We start from the raw sequence: 22,260 nt of genomic DNA on the forward strand, positions 1-22,260 counted from the left end.
CCAAGAAGTGCCGCAAAAGCAGCCGGATACAGCCCTCGAGTAACCAAACAGAAGATAATGAATATTTGCCCGAAATGCAGGCTTAGGTTTCCGTACAGATGAGCTATCAGGAAGCTATTGAATAATAAAGCCATCAAGCCATACGCAGAAGCATAGCCAAGCTCTTTTAAAATTTGTTGCTTTCTTGTTCTAGTGTCCAGAATTACCTCCTGTTGCTAGCACCCTCATAGTAACTTAATTATCTGATTTACCAAACTTTTTTTGTATTATTAGCAATTTTGACTCTTGTCTTGCTACATTGAATTTGTCTTTTATTTACTTTTAACCTCTCAACCTTTGCCTATAGCGGCTTGCTAATATATAATCGCTGTCCATTTTTTGACCACCTCGTATTGTGTAACTTATTGATTTTCTGATTATGACTCAAGCAAATTCTATTCAAACTTCGAACAATGCCCCACAAAAAAAGCGCAAGGCCGTAGCTTTGATTTCTGGAGGCCTGGACTCTTTATTAGCAGCTAAAGTGATTCAGGAACAGGGAATACATGTGGAAGGTATTAATTTTTATACTGGTTTTTGCGTAGAAGGTCATACTCATGCCATTCGCAAGAAAGATAAAGACAAGCAAAAGCGCAATAATGCTCTGTGGGTTGCAGAACAGCTGGGAATAAAACTCCATATTATTGATATTTCTGAAGAATATAAGGATATCGTTCTAAATCCAAAGCACGGATACGGTGCCAATCTGAATCCTTGCCTTGACTGTAAAATCTTCATGGTTAACCAGGCCCAAGCCTGGGCATGGGCTGAAGAAAACGGCTTTGATTTTATTATTACCGGAGAAGTAATCGGTCAGCGTCCAAAGTCACAGCGTAAAGAAACCATGCCTATCATTGCCCGTGAATCTGGTGCCGAAGACAGGCTGTTACGCCCATTGTGCGCCAAAAACTTAATGCCAACCTTACCTGAGCGAGAAGGCTGGGTTGACCGGGAACAACTATACGATTTCTCTGGTCGGAGCCGTAAGCCTCAGTTTGAACTGGCTAAAAAGTTTGGCTTCGACGACTTTGCCCAGCCAGCTGGTGGGTGTTGCTTCTTAACTGACGCAAATTACTCAGCAAAACTTGCAGACTTATGGGAAGCTCGTGGTGAAAGACGCTACGAACTTGATGACATTATGCTATTAAAAGTTGGACGCCACATACGACCAAAACCCAACTTCAAATTGATTGTAAGCCGTGAAGAAGGTGAAAATAACTTCTTAAAAGGTTACAAGAAACAGTTTACCAGTATCCATACTGTTAGCCATGGTGGTCCCTTAACTTTACTGGATGGCTCGTTCGACAAAGAAGACATAAAGCTTGCAGCGCAAATCGTTGCCCGTTATTCAGGCGGTAAAAGCGCAGATGCCGTTACCGTACAAATCGAAAACTTTAATGGTACCTCTTATGTAATGGACGTGCCGCCCATGCCTGCTCATGAAGTTAAAGAGGAATGGCATGTATGAGTAGTAAACACACTTTAGACTGCTCTAATCTCCTGTGCCCGATGCCTGTAATACGCACACAGAATGCACTCAAGGAGTTAAACGAAGGTGATACACTTGAGGTTATATGCACTGACCCGGGTACATTGAGCGACATTCCTACCTGGTGTCGCATTAACCAGCAGGAAGTTTTATCCACTGAAGAAGTTGATAATCAAATTATTTTCTACATAAAAAAAACCGCTAACTAGCGGTTTTTTTTTCGCCTAATGTGTTATCCAGAATATTTAAACCAGCAATTGAAGGCAACAGTAATCCTATCCGATTCACCATAGTATGGCTTAACCTCATGCAAAAGCCAGGAAGGAAATAAAACCAGCTGTCCTTCTTGCATATGGATTAGCTTATTCCCTCGACTAAACTGTCCACCAAGGCTTGAGCAAGACTTGTCAATAAAACTCGTCGTACTAATATGAGGAGAGATAAAATTCAATCCTCCGCTATCAGGATCATCTGGTGCTTTATCACCTGCTGAAACACAATAGACACCAGACCAGGATGCCATAGGATGATTATGAATCCCGAAGTATCCCCCTTTTTTGGTAATGTGGAACCAGCTTTCACAGGCAATGTGTAATCGTTGCAGAGTTTCAACATTATATTGATTCAGTGTTCCAACTAACTGGTATAACTGCCCCCAACAGAATTTCTGTAACTGCTGTACACACTCTTCTTGCCAACTAAATAAATCGAATGAACTCTCATATACCTGTTTATTTTTGTTAACAAATCCATGCTGGTCGACTTTGCTATTTAATGCTTTCTCTCTAAACAATTTTTGCAGCTGCTGATTAAGAATCTTATGCTCTGAATTGTAAGAAATGCCTAGCGGAACAGAAAACATTGGTATGATTTCATTTTTTTGTGTGTTCATTTATCTATATCTTTTTTATACTGACTTTTACTCCAAAAGATTACTATCTCTAATTATGAATCATTGGTCAAATTATTGGTCTTCATCTAAAACTCTAAATAGCTTTTCAGAGTCAGATATTTCAAAAGGTTATACAGGAGAGATAAAACGTTACTGGTTTGATATTTTCTCAAAGCTTAAACCCGGAAGTAAGATTGTAGATATTGGTTGTGGGAATGGCGCTCTGGCATGTCTAGCTGTTGAGTACAGTAACTCCCATAATTTAGATTTCGTAGTTCACGGAATTGACGCAGCAGACATCAAGCCAATAGATACTTTTAAGGATGATAAAAAACTTTTAGGACTGTTATCTAAAGTAACATTCCACCCAAAAACGCCAGCAGAGAAGATGCCCTTTAAAAGGGGGGCTATTGATGTTTTTATTAGCCAATTTGGTTTCGAATATTCGGATATATTAAAGACCCTTTCAGAATGCCAAAAGGCACTTGCTGACAATGGCTCCATACATATAATGGCTCACCATCCCAACTCTGTTATATCTCAAGATACAAAGTCAGGTGCGCATGTTCTCAATGAAATTCTTCACACCAGCCCATTATTTATACAAGTAGACCTATTACTCGATATTGCTACTCAGGTATACCAGTCAGGGCAATATCAAGCATGGAATAGAAACCCTTACAACCAGTCTATTACTCATACTATCAAGTGGATATTAGATACAGTTAAAAAACAGTTTCACGAAGAAAAATATGCTAACTGGTTGAACGATATCATAAGTAGAGTTATTCCAATCCTACAGAATCTCTCAACCTCTAACCCTCAACTACTTCGTCAACATTTGGCACATGATTTTAATTTGCTTGATCAGCATCGCGCGCGGCTTGAAGAGCAAATTAAAGCAACATTAACAAATACTAACCTTAAAGAATTAGAAGAAAATACGCTTAAATTGAATCGCTCTACTGTATCGACAACTTTTAATATTGAGAATCAACCTTTTGCCTGGTCTATAACTATTGAATGATTTTTATTAATTAACTTTTAAATATATAAAAAAAGGCGAGGTAACCCTCGCCTTTTTATTTCGTTTGTTAACTTAAACTTAGAAAGTTTGAGTATAACGAACGTAAGCTACGCGACCATAGCCATTGTACAAGTAGTAGTTGTACTCACGACCATCAAAGTCTTCGATAGTTGGGTATTTCTCGAAAACGTTTTGCGCACCCACTGAGATTTGACCATCCCAAGGAGTGTTATAGCTTACTTGTAGGTCATGCGTAGTCCACACACCCATGTTACCAGAACGGCCAACGCCATCGTTACCAGGTACAGATTCTACATCAATGTATTGACCACCGATAGTGTTCACATTCCAAGCAACTGTGAAGTCGTTGATATTGTAAACGTTTTGTAAAACTGCACGCCATTGTGGAACACCTGGGTCACGAACTAGGTTACGACCACCGTCGATGCTCAAGTTATCGATCCAAGAAACTTGGAAGTTTGAAGCCAAACGACCAGCATCTTCGAAGTCAAAGTTGAAACGAGCATTCAAATCAACACCGTCAGTTTCAAGGTCACCCTCGTTACCATAACCAGTTAAGATTTGAGCGATAGAACCGTTTGCACGACGAGTTACACCAAGACCTGCAGGAATTGGATCGCCAGCTTGTTCACGGTTAATCAAGCCTTGTGAGCTGAAGAACGCGATACGGTTATCAATCTGGATGTTGTAGTAATCCAAAGTGAAGTTGAACCAATCAGTTGGCTGATAAGCTAAACCAAATGCATATTGGTCTGACTGCTCAGACTCTAGGTCTGGGTTAGCAATACGGTATGCGTTGATTTGAACTTCACAGTCTGCTGGCTCACCAAATGCAAGACATGTAGCTTCATCTTGTACTGGGTCAGCTGAGAATGCAGTTTGCTGAGTTAGGATATCCAAAGTTGGAGCACGGAAACCTTGACCGAAAGACGCACGAAGTGTCAATTCGTCCATTGGCTGATAACGTACAGAAACTTTTGGAGAGAAGTCATTACCGTAATCTGAGTAGTCATCGAAACGACCAGCTACAGATACTTCTAAGTCTTCTGTAAATGGAAGCAATGTTTCGAAGTAAGCAGCAGTTACGTCACGGCCACCACCAGCAGAGTTACCAGCAGAACCACCTACTAGACCTGCTTCTGACTGAGCGTCATAAGCGTCTGAGTAGTATTCTTCACGACGGTCAGCACCAACAAACATCTGGATAGTACCACCATCCAACTCACCGATATCAAATGCTGCAGAAGCAAAGATTTCGTCGAAGTCGAAGTTACTTACACGAGAAGTAGTTACTACAGAACCACGAAGCACGTTAGTTGGGTTAGATGATGGGTTTTGAATATCATAACCATAACGGTACAAATCAGGGTCAAATGTAGAAGTGTTGTCACCATATACTTCATAACCTGGGTTGAAGTCGTTTACGAATGTCCAAGCAGTTTGAGCTGCTAGGTAGCCGTTACCGATTTCAACAGTTTGGTTACGTACACGACGTACGCTGAAGTCTAGCTCAACATCACCAACGTAACCTGTAGTACCGAACAAGAAGTCAATGTTCTCGTTTTGTACTGTGTTATCACGGTTACCCGCTGCTGCGAAACGGTGGAAGAACCACATTGGCTCGTTAGCACCGATTGATGCATCATATGCAACCGCGTTAGGGTTGTTAGGATCATACATCCAAGCATCAGGGTTAGTTGGGTTGTTATAGCTGTCTGCTGGAGTAGTCAAACCACTGTAGAAATAGTTTGAATCAGGAGCAGGTGCATAACGACCGAAAGAGTCATTCTTTGCGATTGTTGCATTTGCATAGATTGACCAGTCATCGTTTACCATGTGAGAAGCTTTTAAGTAAAGAGACTCATTGGTAGTTGATGCTTCGTTCGCGTTAGTCGCGTTGAAGTTGTATGCACAAGCTGCCCCATTTGCATAGAAGTTATCTTCGTTACAACCGCCAGGGATTGCAGTAAAGGCATTACTGAAGTCTGTGCGAGTCCAGTTGTTACCATAGATTGATGCGCCAGGAGTTACCCATGGGAATGCACGTTGGAAAACGATGTCACGCTTGTTCCAAGATACACCACCTAGTAGGCTTGTAGTATCGTTAGAAGAACCGAATACAACGCTACCAGCTTCACGCTCACCACCTTCAGATGGAATGCTTGGCTCGCCTTTTTGTAGGCTTACTTCAGCGCCGTTGTAATCTTTACGAGTAATAACGTTTACAACACCACCGATCGCGTCAGAACCATAGATCGCTGATGCGCCATCAGTCAAAATCTCAACACGCTCAATAGCGCCCATTGGGATTGAGTTCAAATCTTGGCTAGAACCAGTAGATGGAGACATAGTCAAACGACGACCGTCAACCAATACTAGTGAACGCGAAGAACCAATACCACGTAGGTCGATCATCGCTACACCTTGCGCTGATGAACCAGATTGTGGACGGAATGAACCAGTTGTATTGAAAGTTGTGTTACGTAGTAATTCAGCTGCTGAAATCTCACCAGAAAGTTCGATTTGCTCACGAGTGATTACAGTAACTGGGTTTGCACCTTCAACGTCAGTTCTCTTCAAACGAGAACCAGTTACAACAACTGTTTCTGCGTCATCAGCTTCTTCTTCTGCAGCGAAAGTAGCTGGAGCAGCAACAGCCATTGAAGCTGCAAAGCCGCTATATAAAGCGTACTTAACTGCTTTAGCTATCATTGTCTTGTTAGTCATAAAATCCTACCTATAGATAAGTTGGTAAATTTTCTTTCTTTTTGCCCAAAACTGTATTTTATCGCGCCACAATAAAGTACCACGGCCAAACACAGCCTTGGAGAATGTTATAGTTATCATAATTTTCTATGTTCGGTCAACAAGTTTTACATTTATATGATTGAGCTCAAACTGGTCACTATCCTTTATATGAGAAGGGATGTAGCCTTATATTGCTCTAAAAAAAATATTTACATATGTACTTTTTTTATACAGTCGTAATTACTTCTTATAACTTTTGGCCATACATGATTATTTAAATGACATGAATCCTCGCGTCGCACCAATTTGGTGCAATCTTATATGAGGTTCTCCCTGTTTTAAATAGTCTTAATTTTATGACCTGCTTATAATAGCCACCATAAATTTCCTTTTGACTCACTGGAGCAATACTAATGTCAGTTGAAAACGTTCTTAAAATGATTGAAGAAATGGATGTTAAATTTGTGGACCTTCGCTTTACCGACACCAAAGGTAAAGAGCAACACGTAACCATTCCTGCACGTCTTGTTGACGAAGAAATGTTAACAGAAGGTAAAATGTTTGACGGTTCTTCAATTGCTGGTTGGAAAGGCATTAATGAATCAGATATGGTGTTGATGCCGGATGCTTCATCAGCTGTGATGGATCCATTCTTTGAAGACGCTACATTGAACTTGCGTTGCGATATTCTAGAGCCATCAACCATGACTGGGTATGATCGTGATCCACGCTCAGTAGCTCGTCGCGCTGAAGAATACTTAAAATCAACAGGCATCGCTGATACCGCATACTTTGGTCCCGAGCCAGAATTTTTCATGTTTGAAGATGTTCGTTTTAAAACTGATATGAGTGGTTCATTCGTTAAGATCGACGATCCTGAAGCGGCATGGAACTCAGACAAATCATACGAAGGCGGTAACTATGCTCACCGTCCTCGTGTAAAAGGCGGTTATTTCCCTGTTCCTCCTGTTGACTCATCACAAGATATTCGTTCGCAAATGTGTCTGGTAATGGAACAAATGGGTCTGCGCATTGAAGCTCACCACCATGAAGTTGCAACTGGTGGCCAAAACGAAATCGCTACTGAATTTAATACGCTTATGCTAAAAGCTGACGAAGTTCAGATCTTAAAGTATGTAATTCATAACGTTGCTCATGCTTATGGTAAAACTGCAACCTTCATGCCAAAACCAATCGTTGGTGACAATGGTACCGGTATGCACGTTCATATGTCTTTGGCAAAAGATGGAAAAAACCTTTTTGCGGGCGATAAATACTCTGGCCTTTCTGAAGAAGCTCTATATTATGTTGGCGGCATTATTAAGCACGCTCGCGCTCTTAATGCAATTACCAATCCATCAACCAACTCATACAAGCGTCTAGTTCCTGGTTTTGAAGCACCAGTAATGTTGGCTTACTCTGCAAACAATCGCTCTGCTTCAATCCGTATCCCACACGTAACCAGCGCTAAAGCACGTCGTATTGAAGTTCGCTTCCCCGACCCTATGGCAAACCCATACCTTGCGTTTGCAGCACTGATGATGGCAGGTCTTGATGGTATCCAGAACAAGATCCATCCCGGTGACTCCATGGATAAAGATTTATACGACTTACCGGCTGAAGAAGCGAAAGCCATTCCTACTGTTGCCAAATCTTTGGAGCAGGCCTTGGATGCGCTTGATGCAGATCGTGAGTTCCTGACTCGTGGCGGTGTTTTCTCAGACGATATGATTGATGCTTACATTGAGCTTAAACGTGCTGATATTGAGCGCCTGAACATGACCACTCACCCTGTTGAGTTTGACATGTACTACAGCTTGTAATCAGAACGGCTCACAAAGTAACTTTTAAAGCCCGGCGCAAGCTGGGCTTTTTTATTTTGACAGATGGCACAAACTACCTAATACTTTGTCTAATTAAGTAAGTTCATTACAGGGAGATTTTAATGCAAGTTAAAGTTTCATATCTTTTTAAGCTGTCGCTCTTTTTTGTCACGGCACTATGGTTCACAGCTGCTGATGCCACTGTTTTGTACAAAAAAGTGGACAAAGATGGCAAGGTAACCTATACCGATAAGCCCATTGAAGGCGCCGAAGCGATTACTGTTAAAACTAATCAGAATGTCGTTTCTACACCTCGCATAAGTCCCAGCAAGCAACAGCAGAGTCAAAGCGATGATGAAGAGCAAGGGCCAATGTATGAAGTATTTTCAATTGACAGCCCGACCAATGATCAAGGAGTCAGGGCAAACGATGGCTCGGTCAATATCGTGATAGGTATTACGCCACAGATTCAACCCAACCACAGTATTCGATTACATATGGATGGCGTTCAGGTAGGCCAGGATCAGAAAATTCCTTACTTTAATTTAGCCAATGTGGCACGCGGTACTCATGAGCTGGTAGCTATGGTTATCAATGACGAAACGCAGGAAATTGTCCAGACCAGCAAGGCTGTGACATTTCATGTCTTACGGACCTCAATCTTGAATCGATAGCACTCGACTTTCAACCAAACTGAATAACGCACCGTTTTGGTGCGTTATTCAGTTTAAGCTGTTATAATTCGTTCTTTTCCTGTCCAGCCATCTATGAATACTAAAGCTCTGCTCGACCAGCTGTCTACTGCAGTTATGCTGTTCGATACTCATGGTCGCTTTGCCTATTTGAATCAAACCGCAGAAAGCGCATTAAGAACCACTTCCAAGGTTCTGCTCGGTCAACGCTATAGCTTTTTTATCGCCAGCGACAGCCTTCCTCTCCGCCAGCTATTAAAAACGCTTAAGGAAAACGGCAGCTTTGCTCAGGATGATTTAAGGCTGGAGTTGCTAAATGGCCGCAACATTATTGCTAACTTTACCGGCCATTGGATACATCTTGATAAACCTTATCTAATGGTCGAGTGGCAAGACAGACAGAGCATTAAACGCTATCAGCATGAGCTTGGGATTCTGCAACAAAACCAAATTAATAATAAATTATTGGCCCAACTAGCCCATGAAGTAAAAAATCCACTCAGCGGTATCGCAGGTGCAGCACAACTTTTGGCGCTTGAGCTTCCTGAAGAACAAAAAGAATTTACCGACATCATTCAGCATGAGATTGAGCGACTCTCTAAACTGGTAGATCGCATGTTACTAGGTGGCAAAAAAGCCAGTAAGGTATTAATCAACATTCATGAAATTACTGAACAGGTTTACGACTTCTGTAGCATTAACCTGCCAGAGAGCATTCAGCTCAAAAAAGATTACGACCCCAGTCTGCCAGACCTTACGATCGCGCCAGAGTCTGTTTATCAGGCATTGTTGAATGTGGTTCAGAATGCTATCGAAGCGTGCGCGACTCAGGAACAGGCGAACATTGTTATAAAAACCCGTGCGTTACCTCGTCATAGTATTGGCATAAAACAATATCCGCTGACCCTTCGAATTGATGTCATAGACGATGGCCCAGGAATTGACCCTGCACTGCAACCTAACGTCTTTGTCCCCCTCATCAGTGGAAAACAAAGTAGTGGACTAGGACTGGGGATTGCCCAAAGTCTGGTTCAGCAGCAAAGCGGCATCATAGAATTTATTAGCGACGCTTCAGGTACTACTTTTTCTATTTATCTACCCGTGGTCAATCATGATAGCGAGGTTGAACAACAATGAGTGAGCAACCAACCATTCTGGTCGTAGATGATGATAGTTCAATTCGCTGGGTGCTGGCTCGCGCGCTAAACAACGCTGAGTTTAAAGTCATTTCCTGCGATAACAGCGCTGAAGGTTTGGAGCTGGTCAGAACTCACAATCCCAATATTGTGATCACTGACATTCAAATGGCGGGAATGAGTGGCCTGGAATTACTTGAAAAACTCAATCAGTCAAATCCCAATCTGCCGGTAATTATGATCACTGCCTATGCTGATACGGATATTGGAAGTCAAACCCACGAACTTGGTGCTTTTGATTATCTGCCTAAACCATTCAATATTAACCAGGTTATCGACATCTGTCGCAAGGCTCTCGATAGCCAGCTTCCCAACACCCACCTTCCGGCTTGGCAGCAGCAGATTCACAAGGCCATAGAACAGCACTACCACCAGGGACAGACAGATATACTGCAACAAATTCAGGATGATTTTGAGCGCTTTATCGTGGACAATGCCTTGCGGCTGACTCAGGGGCACAAACAGAAAGCAGCAAAACTTCTTGGCTGGGGACGCAATACACTGACCCGTAAACTTCAAAACTGGCAACAGCAGGACGACGACTGAATGTACCATATCGTTTTATTTGAACCTGAAATTCCACCTAATACCGGCAATATCATCCGCTTATGCGCCAATACCGGTTTTCAGCTTCACTTAATCAAACCGCTTGGCTTTGAAATAGATGACAAGCGAATGCGTCGAGCGGGATTGGATTACCACGAATGGGCACAGGTCAAAATTCATGAGAACTATCAGGCATTTCTCGATAGTGAACAGCCTCAGAGATTGTTTGGGCTTAGCACCAAAGCCAAAAATTATTTTCATCAGGTAGAGTTTCAGGATGGTGATTACTTAATGTTTGGCCCAGAAACCAGAGGACTACCCGATCATATCCTTCAAGATATGGGAGAACACCTGCTGAGAATCCCTATGCGCCCTAACAGCCGCAGTCTGAACCTATCTAATACGGTTGCTATAGTTACGTACGAAGTATTGCGACAGGAGCAGTTTGAAGGCTTTCTGTAAGGAGATTTATAGTGGGACTTGATATAGGCTCTACCAGTTATTATGTGATTGGATGGCTTTTGCTAACCACCCCCTGGCTCATTGCTCATCTAACAGTTAAATATAGTAGTAGGCCATGGATTTATAATTCAACACTGATTATTGCTACTTTAGCGTTTATGTTAGTAAACGTTTTTCTAATCCGGCATGCCCATCATTTAAGTGAGTTTCCTTTTATAGGACTAAAGTGGTGGCCAGTTTGGATATTCGCAGGTTTTAAACTGATACTAGCTTCTTTTTACATAATCTTAATAAGATCTAAATGTCATCATGCTGTTTTTTTGATAATTTGCGGAACAATCAATTTAATATCAGTCTTGAATTTTGAAGGGTTTATTATATTTCTTTCCCTAGAATAGCAGCTATTTTATTCCTTCAGACTTGAGATCGCGCGTTAATAGTTCGTGGGCTGCCTGACGGGCATCAACGCCCTCGTAGATGATGCGATAGATAGCATCGCTGATGGGCATTTCGACATTGAGTCGCTTTGCTAACATTTTGACTTCCTTGGCATTACGGACACCTTCAACCACCTGCCCAATAGCGTGCTCAGCTTCATCGCGACTGGCTCCCTTACCTAAGGCCAGACCAAATCGGCGATTGCGTGACTGGTTATCGGTACAGGTCAATACCAGATCGCCCATCCCCGCCATACCATTAAAAGTTTCCTGCTTGCCACCAGCGGCAACACCTAAGCGAGTCATTTCGACCAGCCCACGAGTAATCAAGGCAGTTCGAGCATTAGCCCCATAACCTAAGCCATCGGCAATACCAGCACCTATGGCGACAACGTTTTTAACAGCACCACCGACCTGAACTCCAACGATATCGTCGCTGGTATAAACACGGAAACGTTCATTGTGCAGTGCCAAGGCAAGCTGTTCCGCAAACTCATCATTATTGGCCGCTAAAGTAATGGCAGTTGGCATTCCGATAGCCATTTCTTTGGCAAAAGTAGGCCCGGATAAAATGGCATGTGGCATATCGCTTCCTAAAATGCTTTTGAGCACATTACCAAGCAAATCACCACTTTCAGGGTCCAGCCCCTTACTGGCCCAGACTAACCGGCTACTTTGATCTACATAGGGCTTTATAAGATGCAGCGTATCGCGAAATGCATGGCTTGGAACTGCCACCAGAATAATTGGATGATCCGCAAGTGCAGATTCAACACTGTCTGTAACAGATAGGTTCTCAGGGAAAGCTACATCGGGAAGATATTTAGAATTATTTCTGGCCTGTTGCATTTCTGCAACATGCTCAGCATTACGAGCCCATAATTGAACATTATGGCCATTACGGGCCAGCAAAACTGCCAATGCGGTTCCATAAGAACCAGCCCCTAGAACCGCAAAGGAAAGTTGTGCAGACATTAAGCGTTCGCTTCGCCTTGACCTGCCTGCTGCTGTTGAGCTTGCTGCATTGCCTGCTCATACAAAGCATTAAAGTTGATTGGCTGCAATGTAAAGCGTGGGAAGCCACCACGAGCGATAATTTCTGAAGTTGCCTCACGAACGTAAGGAAGAATCTGTTCGCAACAGAAAGTTCTTAACATACGGCTTCGGACTTCATCTTCAAGACCTTTAATACCAAATACAGCGCCGTATTTAACTTCAGCGATATAAGCGGTTTTCTCACCATTTTTTGCCGTAATAGTTACTTGTAGCTCTACTTCATAACTATCATTTTTTAGATCTTTTACCTGATTGTTAAGGTTAACATTTATACTTGGCTTAAATTGCTCAAGGAAAACTTCTGGTGAGTTTGGAGCTTCAAATGAAATGTCTTTAGCATAAACTGACTGAATGACAAGTTGTGCTCCTTCAGGAGTTTCAACTTTCTGCTCATTGTTATTTCCGATGTTTTGATCTTGCTCTGCCATAATCTTCTCTCTTAACTTTTACTCTTACTAATTATTGTCTTGCAATAGTGGCAATAACTCACCCTTGCGGTGTAATGCATACAGGTCATCACAACCACCTATTGCTCGTTCATTGATAATAATTTGAGGAACCGTGTAGCCACCGGTTATTGATTCCATATGAGCTCTTAGCTCTGGGTCACCGTCGACAGGAATCTCTTTATAATCAACCTGAAGTTCATCTAATAACGCTTTCGCTCTGACGCAGAATGGGCAGTAGCGAGTAGTGTAAATGGTTACTTGTGACATTATAGTTCTCAAATATCGTCGGATGTTTTAGCTTAGCCTTTCGCTAAAGGCAAGTTTTCTGTAGTCCAGGACTGGATTCCGCCTTTAAGTTTATGCACATCGGCAAAACCGTGCTTTCTGAGTTGCATCGCGGCATTACCCGCCTGCACTCCTGCGTTACAGACCATTATGATGGGGACCTCTTTATGTTTTTCAAGGTCCTTGATTCGATCCTTCAGCTTACCGAAAGGAATATTGATTGAGCCCGGAATATGCCCTTTGTTGTAATCCGCTATCGCGCGCAGGTCAACCACCACTGCATTTTGCTTATTGACCATCTGTGTCATCACTAATGGAGTCAATGACTTAGAGCCGCTTGTTGCGGTCTTGATCAAGCTGATTGTTAACAATAGGGTAAATGCCAGCCAGGCAGTACCTAAAATAGGATGATTGCCGTAAAACTCAAGTAGTTGTTGCATCTGCTGATAAGCCTTTGGATTTCACAAAATAGAGACAGCGCATTATACACAAAACAGCGCCAAGACCTAGAGTCTGTTGACTTTCAGGAATAAAATATCCACTCCTTAAAAGTCAATAAGGAGGCCGTAGCCTCCTTATGTGACCATCCGCATTTAGGACTATGCCTCAGTATTGGCAGTCTCAGGATTAACTGACTCGACTTTAAGGGTAGCTCCCTCATAGCCGATAACTTTTACTTTATGGCCCTCGGGTAGCTCTGGGCCTTCAACACGCCAGTAGGTATCCCCAACTCTGACTTTGCCGACCCCATTTTCGATAGCATTACTCAGGTTGAATTCGCGCCCAACCAAAGACTTACTGCGCTGATTGAGTGAGCCACTGTCGTCATCCTGGTCAAGCTTGTGTTTCTTGGCATAGGACTTCCATAACACCAGGCTTGCTACTGACAATATGGAAAATACTAACCATTGAATTTCCGGTGGCATCAAGCCGGGCAATATGAGCTGCAAAACACCAACCACCAAAGCGCCAACACCAAACCACAGCAAAATGGCGCCAGGTGCAAACATTTCCAGGATAAGAAGCACCAACCCAAATACTAGCCAGTGCCAATACTCAATCTGTAGAAAAAATTCCATAATTACCCCTTATTCTGCCCAAAGGATTCTTTGGCAATTTCAGCAATACCGGCAACCGAGCCAATCACCGAAGATGCTTCGAGAGGCAGCATCAACAACTTCTGGTTATCCGCAGTAGCAATTTGTGCTAAAGCATCGACATATTTTTGCGCCACGAAGTAATTAATCGCCTGCACGTTACCTTCGGCAATTGCTTTCGAAACCATCTGCGTAGCATTGGCTTCAGCTTCTGCCTGACGCTCACGAGCTTCTGCTTCTCGGAACGCAGCTTCTTTTTCCCCTTCGGCTTTTAAGATAGATGATTGCTTCATACCTTCCGCAGTTAAAATTTCAGACTGTTTTGTACCCTCAGCTTCTAGAATTTTGGCACGCTTTAAACGCTCAGCTTTCATCTGCTGAGCCATCGCATCGACCAAATCACGTGGCGGCAGGATGTCTTTGATCTCTATACGAGTAACCTTAACTCCCCAAGGGTTCGTTGCTTCATCAACAATAGTTAAAATTCTTGCATTGATTTCATCACGCTTAGATAGCATCCAATCCAGATCCATACTACCCAACACGGTACGGATATTGGTCTGTACCAGGTTTTGCATCGCTCTATGCAGCTGATTAACTTCATAGGTCGCTTTAATTGGGTCAATCACTTGGAAAAAACAGACCGCATCAATAGTTACAGTGGCGTTATCCTGTGAAATAACCTGTTGTGCCGGAATATCCAGTACCTGCTCTTTCATATTAACTTTTGCTGCAACCTGATCCATGATCGGCACAATAATATGCAACCCAGGAGTCAGAACTTTACGGAACTTACCAAAGCGCTCAACCGTATACTCAAAGCCCTGGTTAACAGTTTTGATCCCCGAAAATAGTAGAAAAACTACAAAAACAACCAACACAATTATCGTTATTAGACCCGCTTCCATTTATTCATCCTCTTTGTTTATCGGAATAATTCAGCCAATAACTATAGGTAGTTTTTCACAATTAAATCAATTGTTTTTATGTAATTAAGTTTATCTTCAAGCCTCCGGCTGGCTTAGAATCAAGGCAAAAGGTACAATAGCGCCAACTTTTAGCAAGCTGATTCAAGATTCCATGAGTAACACGCCAAAACCAATGGCCTTAATCATCCTTGATGGTTGGGGTTATAGTGAAGATCCAACCGATAATGCCATCATGGCTGCGCATACCCCAAACTGGGATAAATACTGGCAACAATACAGCAACACGCTTATTTCTGGTTCTGGTACCGACGTTGGTTTACCGGATGGTCAAATGGGTAACTCAGAAGTTGGCCACTTAAACCTAGGAGCTGGTCGTGTGGTCTATCAGGATTACACTCGCATCAGTAAAGCCATAGTCGACGGTGACTTCTTCGAAAACCAGGCTTTGGTTACAGCCATAGATAAGGCTGTAGCACAAAACAAGGCAGTTCACTTGATGGGATTGCTCTCGCCTGGTGGCGTGCATAGTCACGAAGATCATTTTCATGCCGCACTTAAGCTCTGTCATCAGCGTGGTGCTAAAAAAGTTTATATTCATGCCTTTCTTGATGGACGCGATATGCCGCCAAGAAGCGCAGAAGCCAGCCTTAAGCTGATGCAGCAGATGTGCGAGCAGCAAGGAGTTGGACGCATTGCCAGTATTATTGGTCGCTATTACGCAATGGATCGCGACAACCGCTGGGAACGTGTCGAAGAAGCCTATCAAATGCTGACCGAAGGTAAAGCGGCTTATCAGGCAGATGATGCTATTTCCGCTTTGCAAGCTGCTTATGAGCGCGACGAGAATGACGAGTTTGTCAAAGCAACCACCATTGGCGAGCCAGCTGTTATCGAAGATGGTGACTCAGTGATATTCATGAACTACCGAGCCGACCGAGCGCGCCAGTTAAGTAAAACTTTTGTGAACGATGACTTTGATGGCTTTACTCGCCAAGTTCGTCCACTACTTGCCGACTTTGTCATGTTAACAGAATATTCATCTGACATTCCTGCCAGCGTCGCCTATCCGCCAATCGCCATGACCAATGTGCTTGGTGAGCATTTAATGAAACTTGGCAAGAAACAATTGCGAATTGCCGAAACAGAAAAATACGCTCATGTTACTTTCTTCTTTAACGGTGGTCGCGAGCAGCCCTTTACTGGTGAAGAGCGTAAATTGATACCATCGCCTCAGGTAGCAACATACGATCTGCAACCCGAAATGAACGCTGCCATGGTTACCGATCATCTTGTCGATGTTATAGAAAATCAAACTTATGATGTGATTATCTGTAACTTCGCTAACCCTGATATGGTGGGTCATACTGGAAATTTTGAAGCCACGGTAAAAGCGATTGAAGCACTTGATGTGTGTATCGGCCGCATCGTAACAGCGCTTGAAAAAGTAGGTGGGGAAGCATTGATAACCGCCGACCATGGCAACGCTGAAAAAATGGCTGATGCCTCTACCGGCCAGGCGCACACAGCCCACACAAGTGAGCCTGTTCCACTTCTTTATATTGGTCGCAAAGCCAGCGTCAAGATCAATGACGGGGTTCTCTCGGATCTCGCTCCTACCATGTTAAGCTTAATGAGTTTACCGATACCTGAAGAAATGACGGGGCGTCCAATCTTTGAAGTTAACTGATTTATTGTTTTTATCTTCACCCAAGCAAGTGCCACAGTTTGCCCTGTTGGTGCTTGCTCTATTTCTTTCGCCTATCGCTTATTCCGCTCAGGATCAGCAACAGGCAGAGCAGGAACTCCAAGAATTAAAACAGGTCATTAACCAGCTCCAGAAACAGCTGGCGGAAAACCGTAGCCAACAGACCGATACAGAAAAAGCCATTCAAGCGATTGATGTTAAGTTATCTGCTGTCAGTAAAGAACTGCGCGAAACTCAGACAAAAATTAGCAATAACAAAAAAGAACTTAACCAGCTTCAAAAGCAGAAAACTGAAAAAAATATTCTAAAGGAAAAGCAAAGAAAACAATTATCATCCCAGCTACGAAGTGCTTATATTGCTGGGCAAGAAGAATACATTAAATTACTGCTCAATCAGGAAGACCCCGCAAAAGTTTCCCGCATGCTGCAATACTACCGCTATCTTAATCAGGCGCGTATACGAGATATTGAAGCTTTACAGAAAACTCTTGAAGAACTGCAACTAGTCGAAGAGAAAATCAATGCGACAACCTTACAGTTAACCGAACTTGAGGCACAGCAAAAGCAACAGGTAGACCAACAGTTATCGTTAAAGTCACAACAAACTCAAGCTCTCCAAAATCTGAAGAATGAATATCAGAATCAGAATTCACGGCTGGCTCAATTAAGAAAAGACGAACAGGAATTACAGGCGATCATTTCGTCGTTACAAAAAACCCTCGAAGAGTTTGCTCCAAAACAATCACTCAACGGCCTGGCTCAATATAAAAACAAATTAAACTGGCCAGTTAAAGGCACAATCCAGCACCGATTTGGCAGTAACAAGTTTGCCAATAAAGTGAAATGGAATGGTATTGTGATTAATGCAGAATCCGGAAAAAACGTGCAGGCTATACATAATGGCCAGGTGGTCTTTGCCGACTGGTTGCGCGGGTTTGGACTAATGGTTATTATCGATCATGGTCAGGGCTATCTATCGCTCTACGGGCAAAACGAAAGTCTGCTCAAATCAACGGGAGATTGGGTTGAAGCGGGTGAGCCGGTTGCCACGGTAGGTAGAAGTGGTGGTACCACTGAGCCAGGGCTATATTTTGAAATCCGCTATAAGGGCAAACCACAAAATCCAGTGAACTGGATCAAGTAAAGTACACTACAGGAATTGAGGGAACTGTATGAAGCGCATTGTTTTAGCTTGCATAATAATGCTGATGCTGCCGAAGGCTGCTCTGGCGGAACACCCTAATGAAAACCCTGAACTTCAGAGCCCTCAACCTGAATCTTCAATCGAGACCCTTCCACTTGACGAGTTGGCAGCATTGGCCGACGTCTATGCTGAAATAAAAAAGTCCTACGTTCACGAGCTGACTGATAAAGAAATTCTTGATGGTGCAATCAGAGGGATGCTGTATAACCTTGATCCTTATTCGAGCTACCTCAATGCTGATCAATTTGCCCAATTAGAAGAAACAGCTACCGGCGATTACGCTGGTATTGGCATTGAAGCACTCCACCTGGAAGATGGAATAAAAGTCATGGCCGTGATGGCAGACTCTCCGGCCAAAGCAGCCGGTCTGGAAGTAAATGACATGATTACTGCTATTGGTGATCTCTCTGCAAAAGGGCTTTCCGATGTTGAGGGCTCTGATTTAATGCGTGGACCGCCGGGTAGCAAAGTCACACTCTCAGTTATTAAAGCAAGAGACAATAAAACTGAAACAATAACGATTACTCGCCAAATTATTCACACCACCAGTGTTAGGTATCAATTATTAGAGTCGGGTATAGGTTATGCACACATCAACGAATTCCAGATTCGTACCGCTAACGACCTGAGCAAAGCCATAAGTGCGATGGAGAAGAAAAACCAGCAATCCCTTACAGGCTTTATTCTTGACTTACGTAATAATCCCGGTGGTCTTCTGGATGGTGCAATTGAAGTAAGTGATCTTTTCCTGAATGAAGGTGTCATTGTTTCCACCAAAGGGCGTCTTCCTGAGGGTAACGACTCTTATAGCGCGACTTCCGGCGATATCTTAGGCGGTAAACCAATGGTAGTTTTAATTAACGGAAGTTCAGCTTCAGCCTCGGAAATTGTTGCCGGTGCTTTACAGGATCATCACCGTGGTACCATAATCGGCACCCAATCCTATGGCAAAGCCATGGTCCAGACTATCCTTCCTATCCATGGCGGCAATGCAGTTAAACTAACCACAGCTCTTTACTATACCCCGTCTGGTAAATCGATACAGGGCTCCGGTATAACGCCTGATAGACTCATTGAGTTTGAAACCCTTGACGAGTCTCAAAATGGTCGCTTAGCAACTCGCGCAGGTGCAGTAATTGATGATTATCAAAGAGATAATCAAGTAATGGCTGCATTAAATTACCTGTTTGCCACCAAGTCGTCAGAGACTCCTTAGTAAGGATGATACTCAAGCTCTAAGCAGTTGTTTTGTCTGGATTATTTATATATCTTCAATTGTTTTGTATCAATCGTTTCTTCACACTGGCAACAGTGGGATACAGAATAACCATTTACTTGAAACGCTGATTTGTTCATATTAGGTAAAGTTTTTATTATTTAGTATTATCGCTATACCTAGTTTGGAGAACATCAATGAAGCTTATTCGTGGCACCCTTATCATCGCTGGTTTAGCCTTTCTTGCCTCATGTAGTAGCGGAGGCGGTGATGACTCTGCCCCGCCACCCTCTGGGCCAGCCCCTGAAAAGGTCACTGTTTCAGGAACCATCACCTACGATAATGTTCCACACAACACTAGTACCAGTGGGCTAAACTACAGCAACACAAGCCAGGATCCGGTGCGAGGCGCAACTATTCAGGTATTACAAGGCAGCTCAGTGGTTGCTACGTCTAAAACTGATAATAATGGTCAGTACAGCTTTGAGCTTGACTCGAATACTGATGTTAAAATTCGTGTTCGAGCGGAATTGTTACAAGCTGGCACCCCAAGCTGGAATGTGCAAATTGTCGATAACACTAATAGTAAAGCTCTTTACGTCTTGGACTCTGCAACCTTTTCAACTGGCGTTTCTAATCAGACACGCAACTTGAATGCCTCATCAGGCTGGGGCGGTTCCAGCTATACATCAACTCGCGCAGCAGCCCCCTTCCACATTTTGGATCGCGTATATGACATCGTTAAAAAACTGGAAACAGTTGATAACTCTATCACCTTGCCCGCACTTGACATCAATTGGAGCGTAAATAATGTTGCGCAGTCGGGAGATCGTAGCCAGGGGCAGATTGGAACATCTTTCTATAGCAACGGTGAAATTTTCCTATTAGGTGCAGCCAATAGTGATACTGACGAATATGATGGTCACGTTATTATTCACGAATGGGGACACTACTTTGAAGATAAATTAGCGCGTTCAGATAGCATCGGTGGCTCGCATGCTGGGGGGGATCGTCTAGATATGCGAGTGGCATTTGGTGAAGGCTTTGGTAACGCCTGGTCGGGCATCATTACAGACGACCCTTACTATCGCGACTCTTATGGTTCGCAGCAGGCTCAAGGTTTTTCAATTAATGTAGAGAACAATAACGTTTCCAATAAGGGCTGGTTTAGTGAGGGCTCAGTTCAGGCAATCCTCTATGATATTTATGATGGATTAAATGATGATACAGCGAACTTAGGACTCGGCCCAATTTATGAAATTCTCACCAACGAGCAAAAAAACGCTGAAGCTTTTACCAGTATTTTTAGTTTTATAACTTATATAAAAGACAATAATCCCGCACAGGTAACGCAAATCAACAGTCTGGTAAATGAACAACAGATAGCTACTAACTCTGATATCTGGGGAAGCAATGAGACTAATAATGGAGGTAACAGTGCAAACCTGCCAGTATATATCACCATCAATCCAGACAATGCACCAGTAGAAGCCTGCACCAATACGACTAATGGTGATGACCGCAATAAACTCGGTAACCATAGATTCTTAAGGCTCAATGTTGCCAGTAGCGGCAGTTACACATTGCGACTGACTCCAGCTGTAGCAAATACTAACGATGTGGATGGCTACATTTATTCTCGTGGTAGTTTGGTTGCGCTTAATCAGGATTTTGGGACGGGGCAAGTAGAAATTACGACAAACTTACAAGCTGGTACATACGTTGCCGATACCTTGGCTTATGACTCAACAGGCTCCAACATTGCAGCGGCTTGTTATGATGTTGAACTTATCAGTAATTAATTAATTTAGGGCACAGATTATGAAAACATTTACCGTATTCTTAAGCACTGCCATTTGCTTGTTGCTAGGCACTGCACCTTTAACAGCTTGCGCCCAACAGACTGAAGCGCACCAAATGAAGCAAAGCTATCAGAGTCCAGGGAAGCCAGGCTCTAAAACAGCTATTAATTATAAAGTTAGCAAAGAGCGTGTTGCAGTTGGTGAGCCAGTACAGATTTTTCTGACTACCAGTAATATCAAGCAAGATATTACTGCACGCCTGCAAACTACCGATAATTTGATATTATCGAGCGACTCTTTAATGACCTTTAAGTCTGGTAACCAGACTCAACAAACGGAAGAGAAAGTTATAACAGTTATCCCACAAACTGAAGGTATTCATTTGCTGACTATCTATGCTAAAGACTTGTCAGTAGCCTATGAAAAACCCATCGCAATTCAGATTGTGGCTGGAGACAAACCCATCCAGGATTACCTGGAAATTAACGGTACGCTGGAACAGCAGGATGATGGCGAAACTGTGATTTCAATGCCAGCAGAAGAGAAATAGCCTTCACCTTTAAATAAAAACAGCGAGCAAGCCTCGCTGTTTTTTTATTGCTTTTTTGCCAGATAATCTTTTAACAAATATAAAGCAGCAATGCTGCGCGCCTCACTAAATTCTTCTATATCTAGCAGACTATCCATATCACTTATTTTCCACTCAACCACTTCAATTGGCTCAGGCTCATCTCCTTCAAGCTTGCTCGGGAAAAGCTCCTCAGCAACTACAATGTCCATCTGATGCCCCAAATAGCCTGGAGCTAAACTTACCTTTCGTAGCACATGAAGCTGCTCTGCTGCGTAACCAACTTCTTCCTGTAGCTCGCGATTTGCTGCCTGCTCACTGGTTTCACCGGCATCAATTAAACCTTTAGGGAAAGCCAGTTCATAACGCTCAACACCAGCAGCATACTCCTTAATGAGCAACATGGTTTCACTATCCAGCAGAGGTATGATCATTACCGCACCATGCTTACCTGCTTTGAGCCGTTCATAAATTCGATAAACACCATTTGAAAACTCCAGCTCCATTTCTTCTACGCCAAAGATTCTTGTCTGTGCAATTAATTTAGTGTTTTTAATTTTGGGCGGTTTACGCATGT

The 22,260-nt window shown here is 43.0% G+C and carries 22 protein-coding genes; 13 read left to right on the forward strand and 9 right to left on the reverse strand.

The features are described 5' to 3' along the window. Positions 1 to 418: 418 nt before the first annotated feature. Together CW740_RS10660 and CW740_RS10665 are read left to right on the forward strand one after the other, a co-directional pair. Positions 419 to 1,507 carry a tRNA (5-methylaminomethyl-2-thiouridylate)-methyltransferase gene (locus tag CW740_RS10660; RefSeq protein ID WP_106647479.1) on the forward strand — a complete coding sequence of 363 codons (1,089 nt, stop codon included), beginning with the start codon at positions 419 to 421 and terminating at the stop codon, positions 1,505 to 1,507. Continuing rightward, positions 1,504 to 1,737, forward strand: coding sequence for a sulfurtransferase TusA family protein (locus CW740_RS10665; RefSeq protein WP_106647480.1), 234 nt, complete (start codon positions 1,504 to 1,506; stop codon positions 1,735 to 1,737). Before CW740_RS10660 ends, CW740_RS10665 begins: the two co-directional genes overlap by 4 nt. A gap of 23 nt (positions 1,738 to 1,760) precedes the next feature. Here the strand turns inward: CW740_RS10665 and CW740_RS10670 are convergent, their stop codons facing one another. Continuing rightward, positions 1,761 to 2,420: a putative 2OG-Fe(II) oxygenase gene (locus CW740_RS10670; RefSeq protein ID WP_106647481.1), complete on the reverse strand. Its 660-nt coding sequence runs from the start codon at positions 2,418 to 2,420 to the stop codon at positions 1,761 to 1,763. Between the two features lie 55 nt (positions 2,421 to 2,475). Here CW740_RS10670 and CW740_RS10675 point away from each other — a divergent pair, with 55 nt between their 5' ends. Further along, on the forward strand, positions 2,476 to 3,447 hold the full coding sequence (locus tag CW740_RS10675) for a class I SAM-dependent methyltransferase (RefSeq protein ID WP_157826416.1): 972 nt from the start codon (positions 2,476 to 2,478) through the stop codon (positions 3,445 to 3,447). A gap of 78 nt (positions 3,448 to 3,525) precedes the next feature. Here CW740_RS10675 and CW740_RS10680 read toward each other — a convergent pair whose 3' ends face one another. Further along, positions 3,526 to 6,195, reverse strand: coding sequence for a TonB-dependent receptor plug domain-containing protein (locus CW740_RS10680; protein WP_106647483.1), 2,670 nt, complete (start codon positions 6,193 to 6,195; stop codon positions 3,526 to 3,528). 434 nt (positions 6,196 to 6,629) lie between these two features. On the opposite strand from CW740_RS10680, the gene glnA reads away from it, so the two are divergent. From glnA to trmL, 5 genes are all read left to right on the forward strand, one after another. Further along, a complete protein-coding gene (glnA, locus tag CW740_RS10685) occupies positions 6,630 to 8,039 on the forward strand; it encodes a glutamate--ammonia ligase (protein ID WP_106647484.1) in 1,410 nt (469 codons plus the stop codon). 122 nt (positions 8,040 to 8,161) lie between these two features. Next, complete coding sequence (locus CW740_RS10690) at positions 8,162 to 8,713, forward strand: DUF4124 domain-containing protein (protein WP_106647485.1); 552 nt, start codon at positions 8,162 to 8,164, stop codon at positions 8,711 to 8,713. 93 nt (positions 8,714 to 8,806) lie between these two features. Then, positions 8,807 to 9,868 (forward strand): nitrogen regulation protein NR(II), encoded by a 1,062-nt coding sequence (gene glnL, locus CW740_RS10695; RefSeq protein WP_106647486.1) that lies wholly within the window; start codon positions 8,807 to 8,809, stop codon positions 9,866 to 9,868. Then, positions 9,865 to 10,473: a response regulator gene (locus CW740_RS10700; protein ID WP_106647487.1), complete on the forward strand. Its 609-nt coding sequence runs from the start codon at positions 9,865 to 9,867 to the stop codon at positions 10,471 to 10,473. Before glnL ends, CW740_RS10700 begins: the two co-directional genes overlap by 4 nt. Further along, on the forward strand, positions 10,474 to 10,935 hold the full coding sequence (trmL, locus tag CW740_RS10705; RefSeq protein ID WP_106647488.1) for a tRNA (uridine(34)/cytosine(34)/5-carboxymethylaminomethyluridine(34)-2'-O)-methyltransferase TrmL: 462 nt from the start codon (positions 10,474 to 10,476) through the stop codon (positions 10,933 to 10,935). It begins immediately after the preceding gene. Positions 10,936 to 11,336: 401 nt separating this feature from the next. Here the strand turns inward: trmL and gpsA are convergent, their stop codons facing one another. From gpsA to CW740_RS10740, 6 genes are all read right to left on the reverse strand, one after another. Beyond that, the gene (gene gpsA / locus CW740_RS10715) at positions 11,337 to 12,347 is read right to left on the reverse strand and encodes an NAD(P)H-dependent glycerol-3-phosphate dehydrogenase (RefSeq protein ID WP_106647490.1); all 1,011 of its coding nucleotides are present in this window, start codon (positions 12,345 to 12,347) and stop codon (positions 11,337 to 11,339) included. Further along, positions 12,347 to 12,856: a protein-export chaperone SecB gene (gene secB, locus CW740_RS10720; protein ID WP_106647491.1), complete on the reverse strand. Its 510-nt coding sequence runs from the start codon at positions 12,854 to 12,856 to the stop codon at positions 12,347 to 12,349. Before secB ends, gpsA begins: the two co-directional genes overlap by 1 nt. Before the next feature lie 27 nt (positions 12,857 to 12,883). After that, positions 12,884 to 13,144: a glutaredoxin 3 gene (gene grxC / locus CW740_RS10725; RefSeq protein WP_106647492.1), complete on the reverse strand. Its 261-nt coding sequence runs from the start codon at positions 13,142 to 13,144 to the stop codon at positions 12,884 to 12,886. Positions 13,145 to 13,176: 32 nt separating this feature from the next. Next, positions 13,177 to 13,602, reverse strand: coding sequence for a rhodanese-like domain-containing protein (locus tag CW740_RS10730; RefSeq protein ID WP_106647493.1), 426 nt, complete (start codon positions 13,600 to 13,602; stop codon positions 13,177 to 13,179). A 159-nt stretch (positions 13,603 to 13,761) separates the two neighbouring features. Further along, positions 13,762 to 14,241 carry an NfeD family protein gene (locus tag CW740_RS10735; protein WP_106647494.1) on the reverse strand — a complete coding sequence of 160 codons (480 nt, stop codon included), beginning with the start codon at positions 14,239 to 14,241 and terminating at the stop codon, positions 13,762 to 13,764. Between the two features lie 2 nt (positions 14,242 to 14,243). Continuing rightward, the gene (locus tag CW740_RS10740; protein ID WP_106647495.1) at positions 14,244 to 15,167 is read right to left on the reverse strand and encodes an SPFH domain-containing protein; all 924 of its coding nucleotides are present in this window, start codon (positions 15,165 to 15,167) and stop codon (positions 14,244 to 14,246) included. 172 nt (positions 15,168 to 15,339) lie between these two features. Here CW740_RS10740 and gpmI point away from each other — a divergent pair, with 172 nt between their 5' ends. The 5 genes from gpmI (at position 15,340) to CW740_RS10765 (ending at position 21,665) form a co-directional block, all read left to right on the forward strand. Continuing rightward, positions 15,340 to 16,875, forward strand: a complete 1,536-nt coding sequence (gene gpmI / locus CW740_RS10745) for a 2,3-bisphosphoglycerate-independent phosphoglycerate mutase (protein WP_106647496.1) — start codon at positions 15,340 to 15,342, stop codon at positions 16,873 to 16,875. Then, positions 16,862 to 18,037: a murein hydrolase activator EnvC family protein gene (locus CW740_RS10750; RefSeq protein WP_106647497.1), complete on the forward strand. Its 1,176-nt coding sequence runs from the start codon at positions 16,862 to 16,864 to the stop codon at positions 18,035 to 18,037. Before gpmI ends, CW740_RS10750 begins: the two co-directional genes overlap by 14 nt. 28 nt (positions 18,038 to 18,065) lie before the next feature. Further along, positions 18,066 to 19,313: a S41 family peptidase gene (locus CW740_RS10755; RefSeq protein WP_106647498.1), complete on the forward strand. Its 1,248-nt coding sequence runs from the start codon at positions 18,066 to 18,068 to the stop codon at positions 19,311 to 19,313. A 197-nt stretch (positions 19,314 to 19,510) separates the two neighbouring features. Beyond that, positions 19,511 to 21,115 (forward strand): hypothetical protein, encoded by a 1,605-nt coding sequence (locus CW740_RS10760; protein ID WP_106647499.1) that lies wholly within the window; start codon positions 19,511 to 19,513, stop codon positions 21,113 to 21,115. Between the two features lie 19 nt (positions 21,116 to 21,134). Then, positions 21,135 to 21,665 (forward strand): hypothetical protein, encoded by a 531-nt coding sequence (locus CW740_RS10765; RefSeq protein WP_106647500.1) that lies wholly within the window; start codon positions 21,135 to 21,137, stop codon positions 21,663 to 21,665. A gap of 44 nt (positions 21,666 to 21,709) precedes the next feature. On the opposite strand, the gene nudE is transcribed toward CW740_RS10765, so the two are convergent. Then, positions 21,710 to 22,258 (reverse strand): ADP compounds hydrolase NudE, encoded by a 549-nt coding sequence (gene nudE / locus CW740_RS10770; protein WP_106648172.1) that lies wholly within the window; start codon positions 22,256 to 22,258, stop codon positions 21,710 to 21,712. Positions 22,259 to 22,260: the final 2 nt, after the last annotated feature.

The sequence above is a fragment of the Kangiella profundi genome (genome assembly GCF_002838765.1).
GTDB lineage: Bacteria > Pseudomonadota > Gammaproteobacteria > Enterobacterales > Kangiellaceae > Kangiella > Kangiella profundi.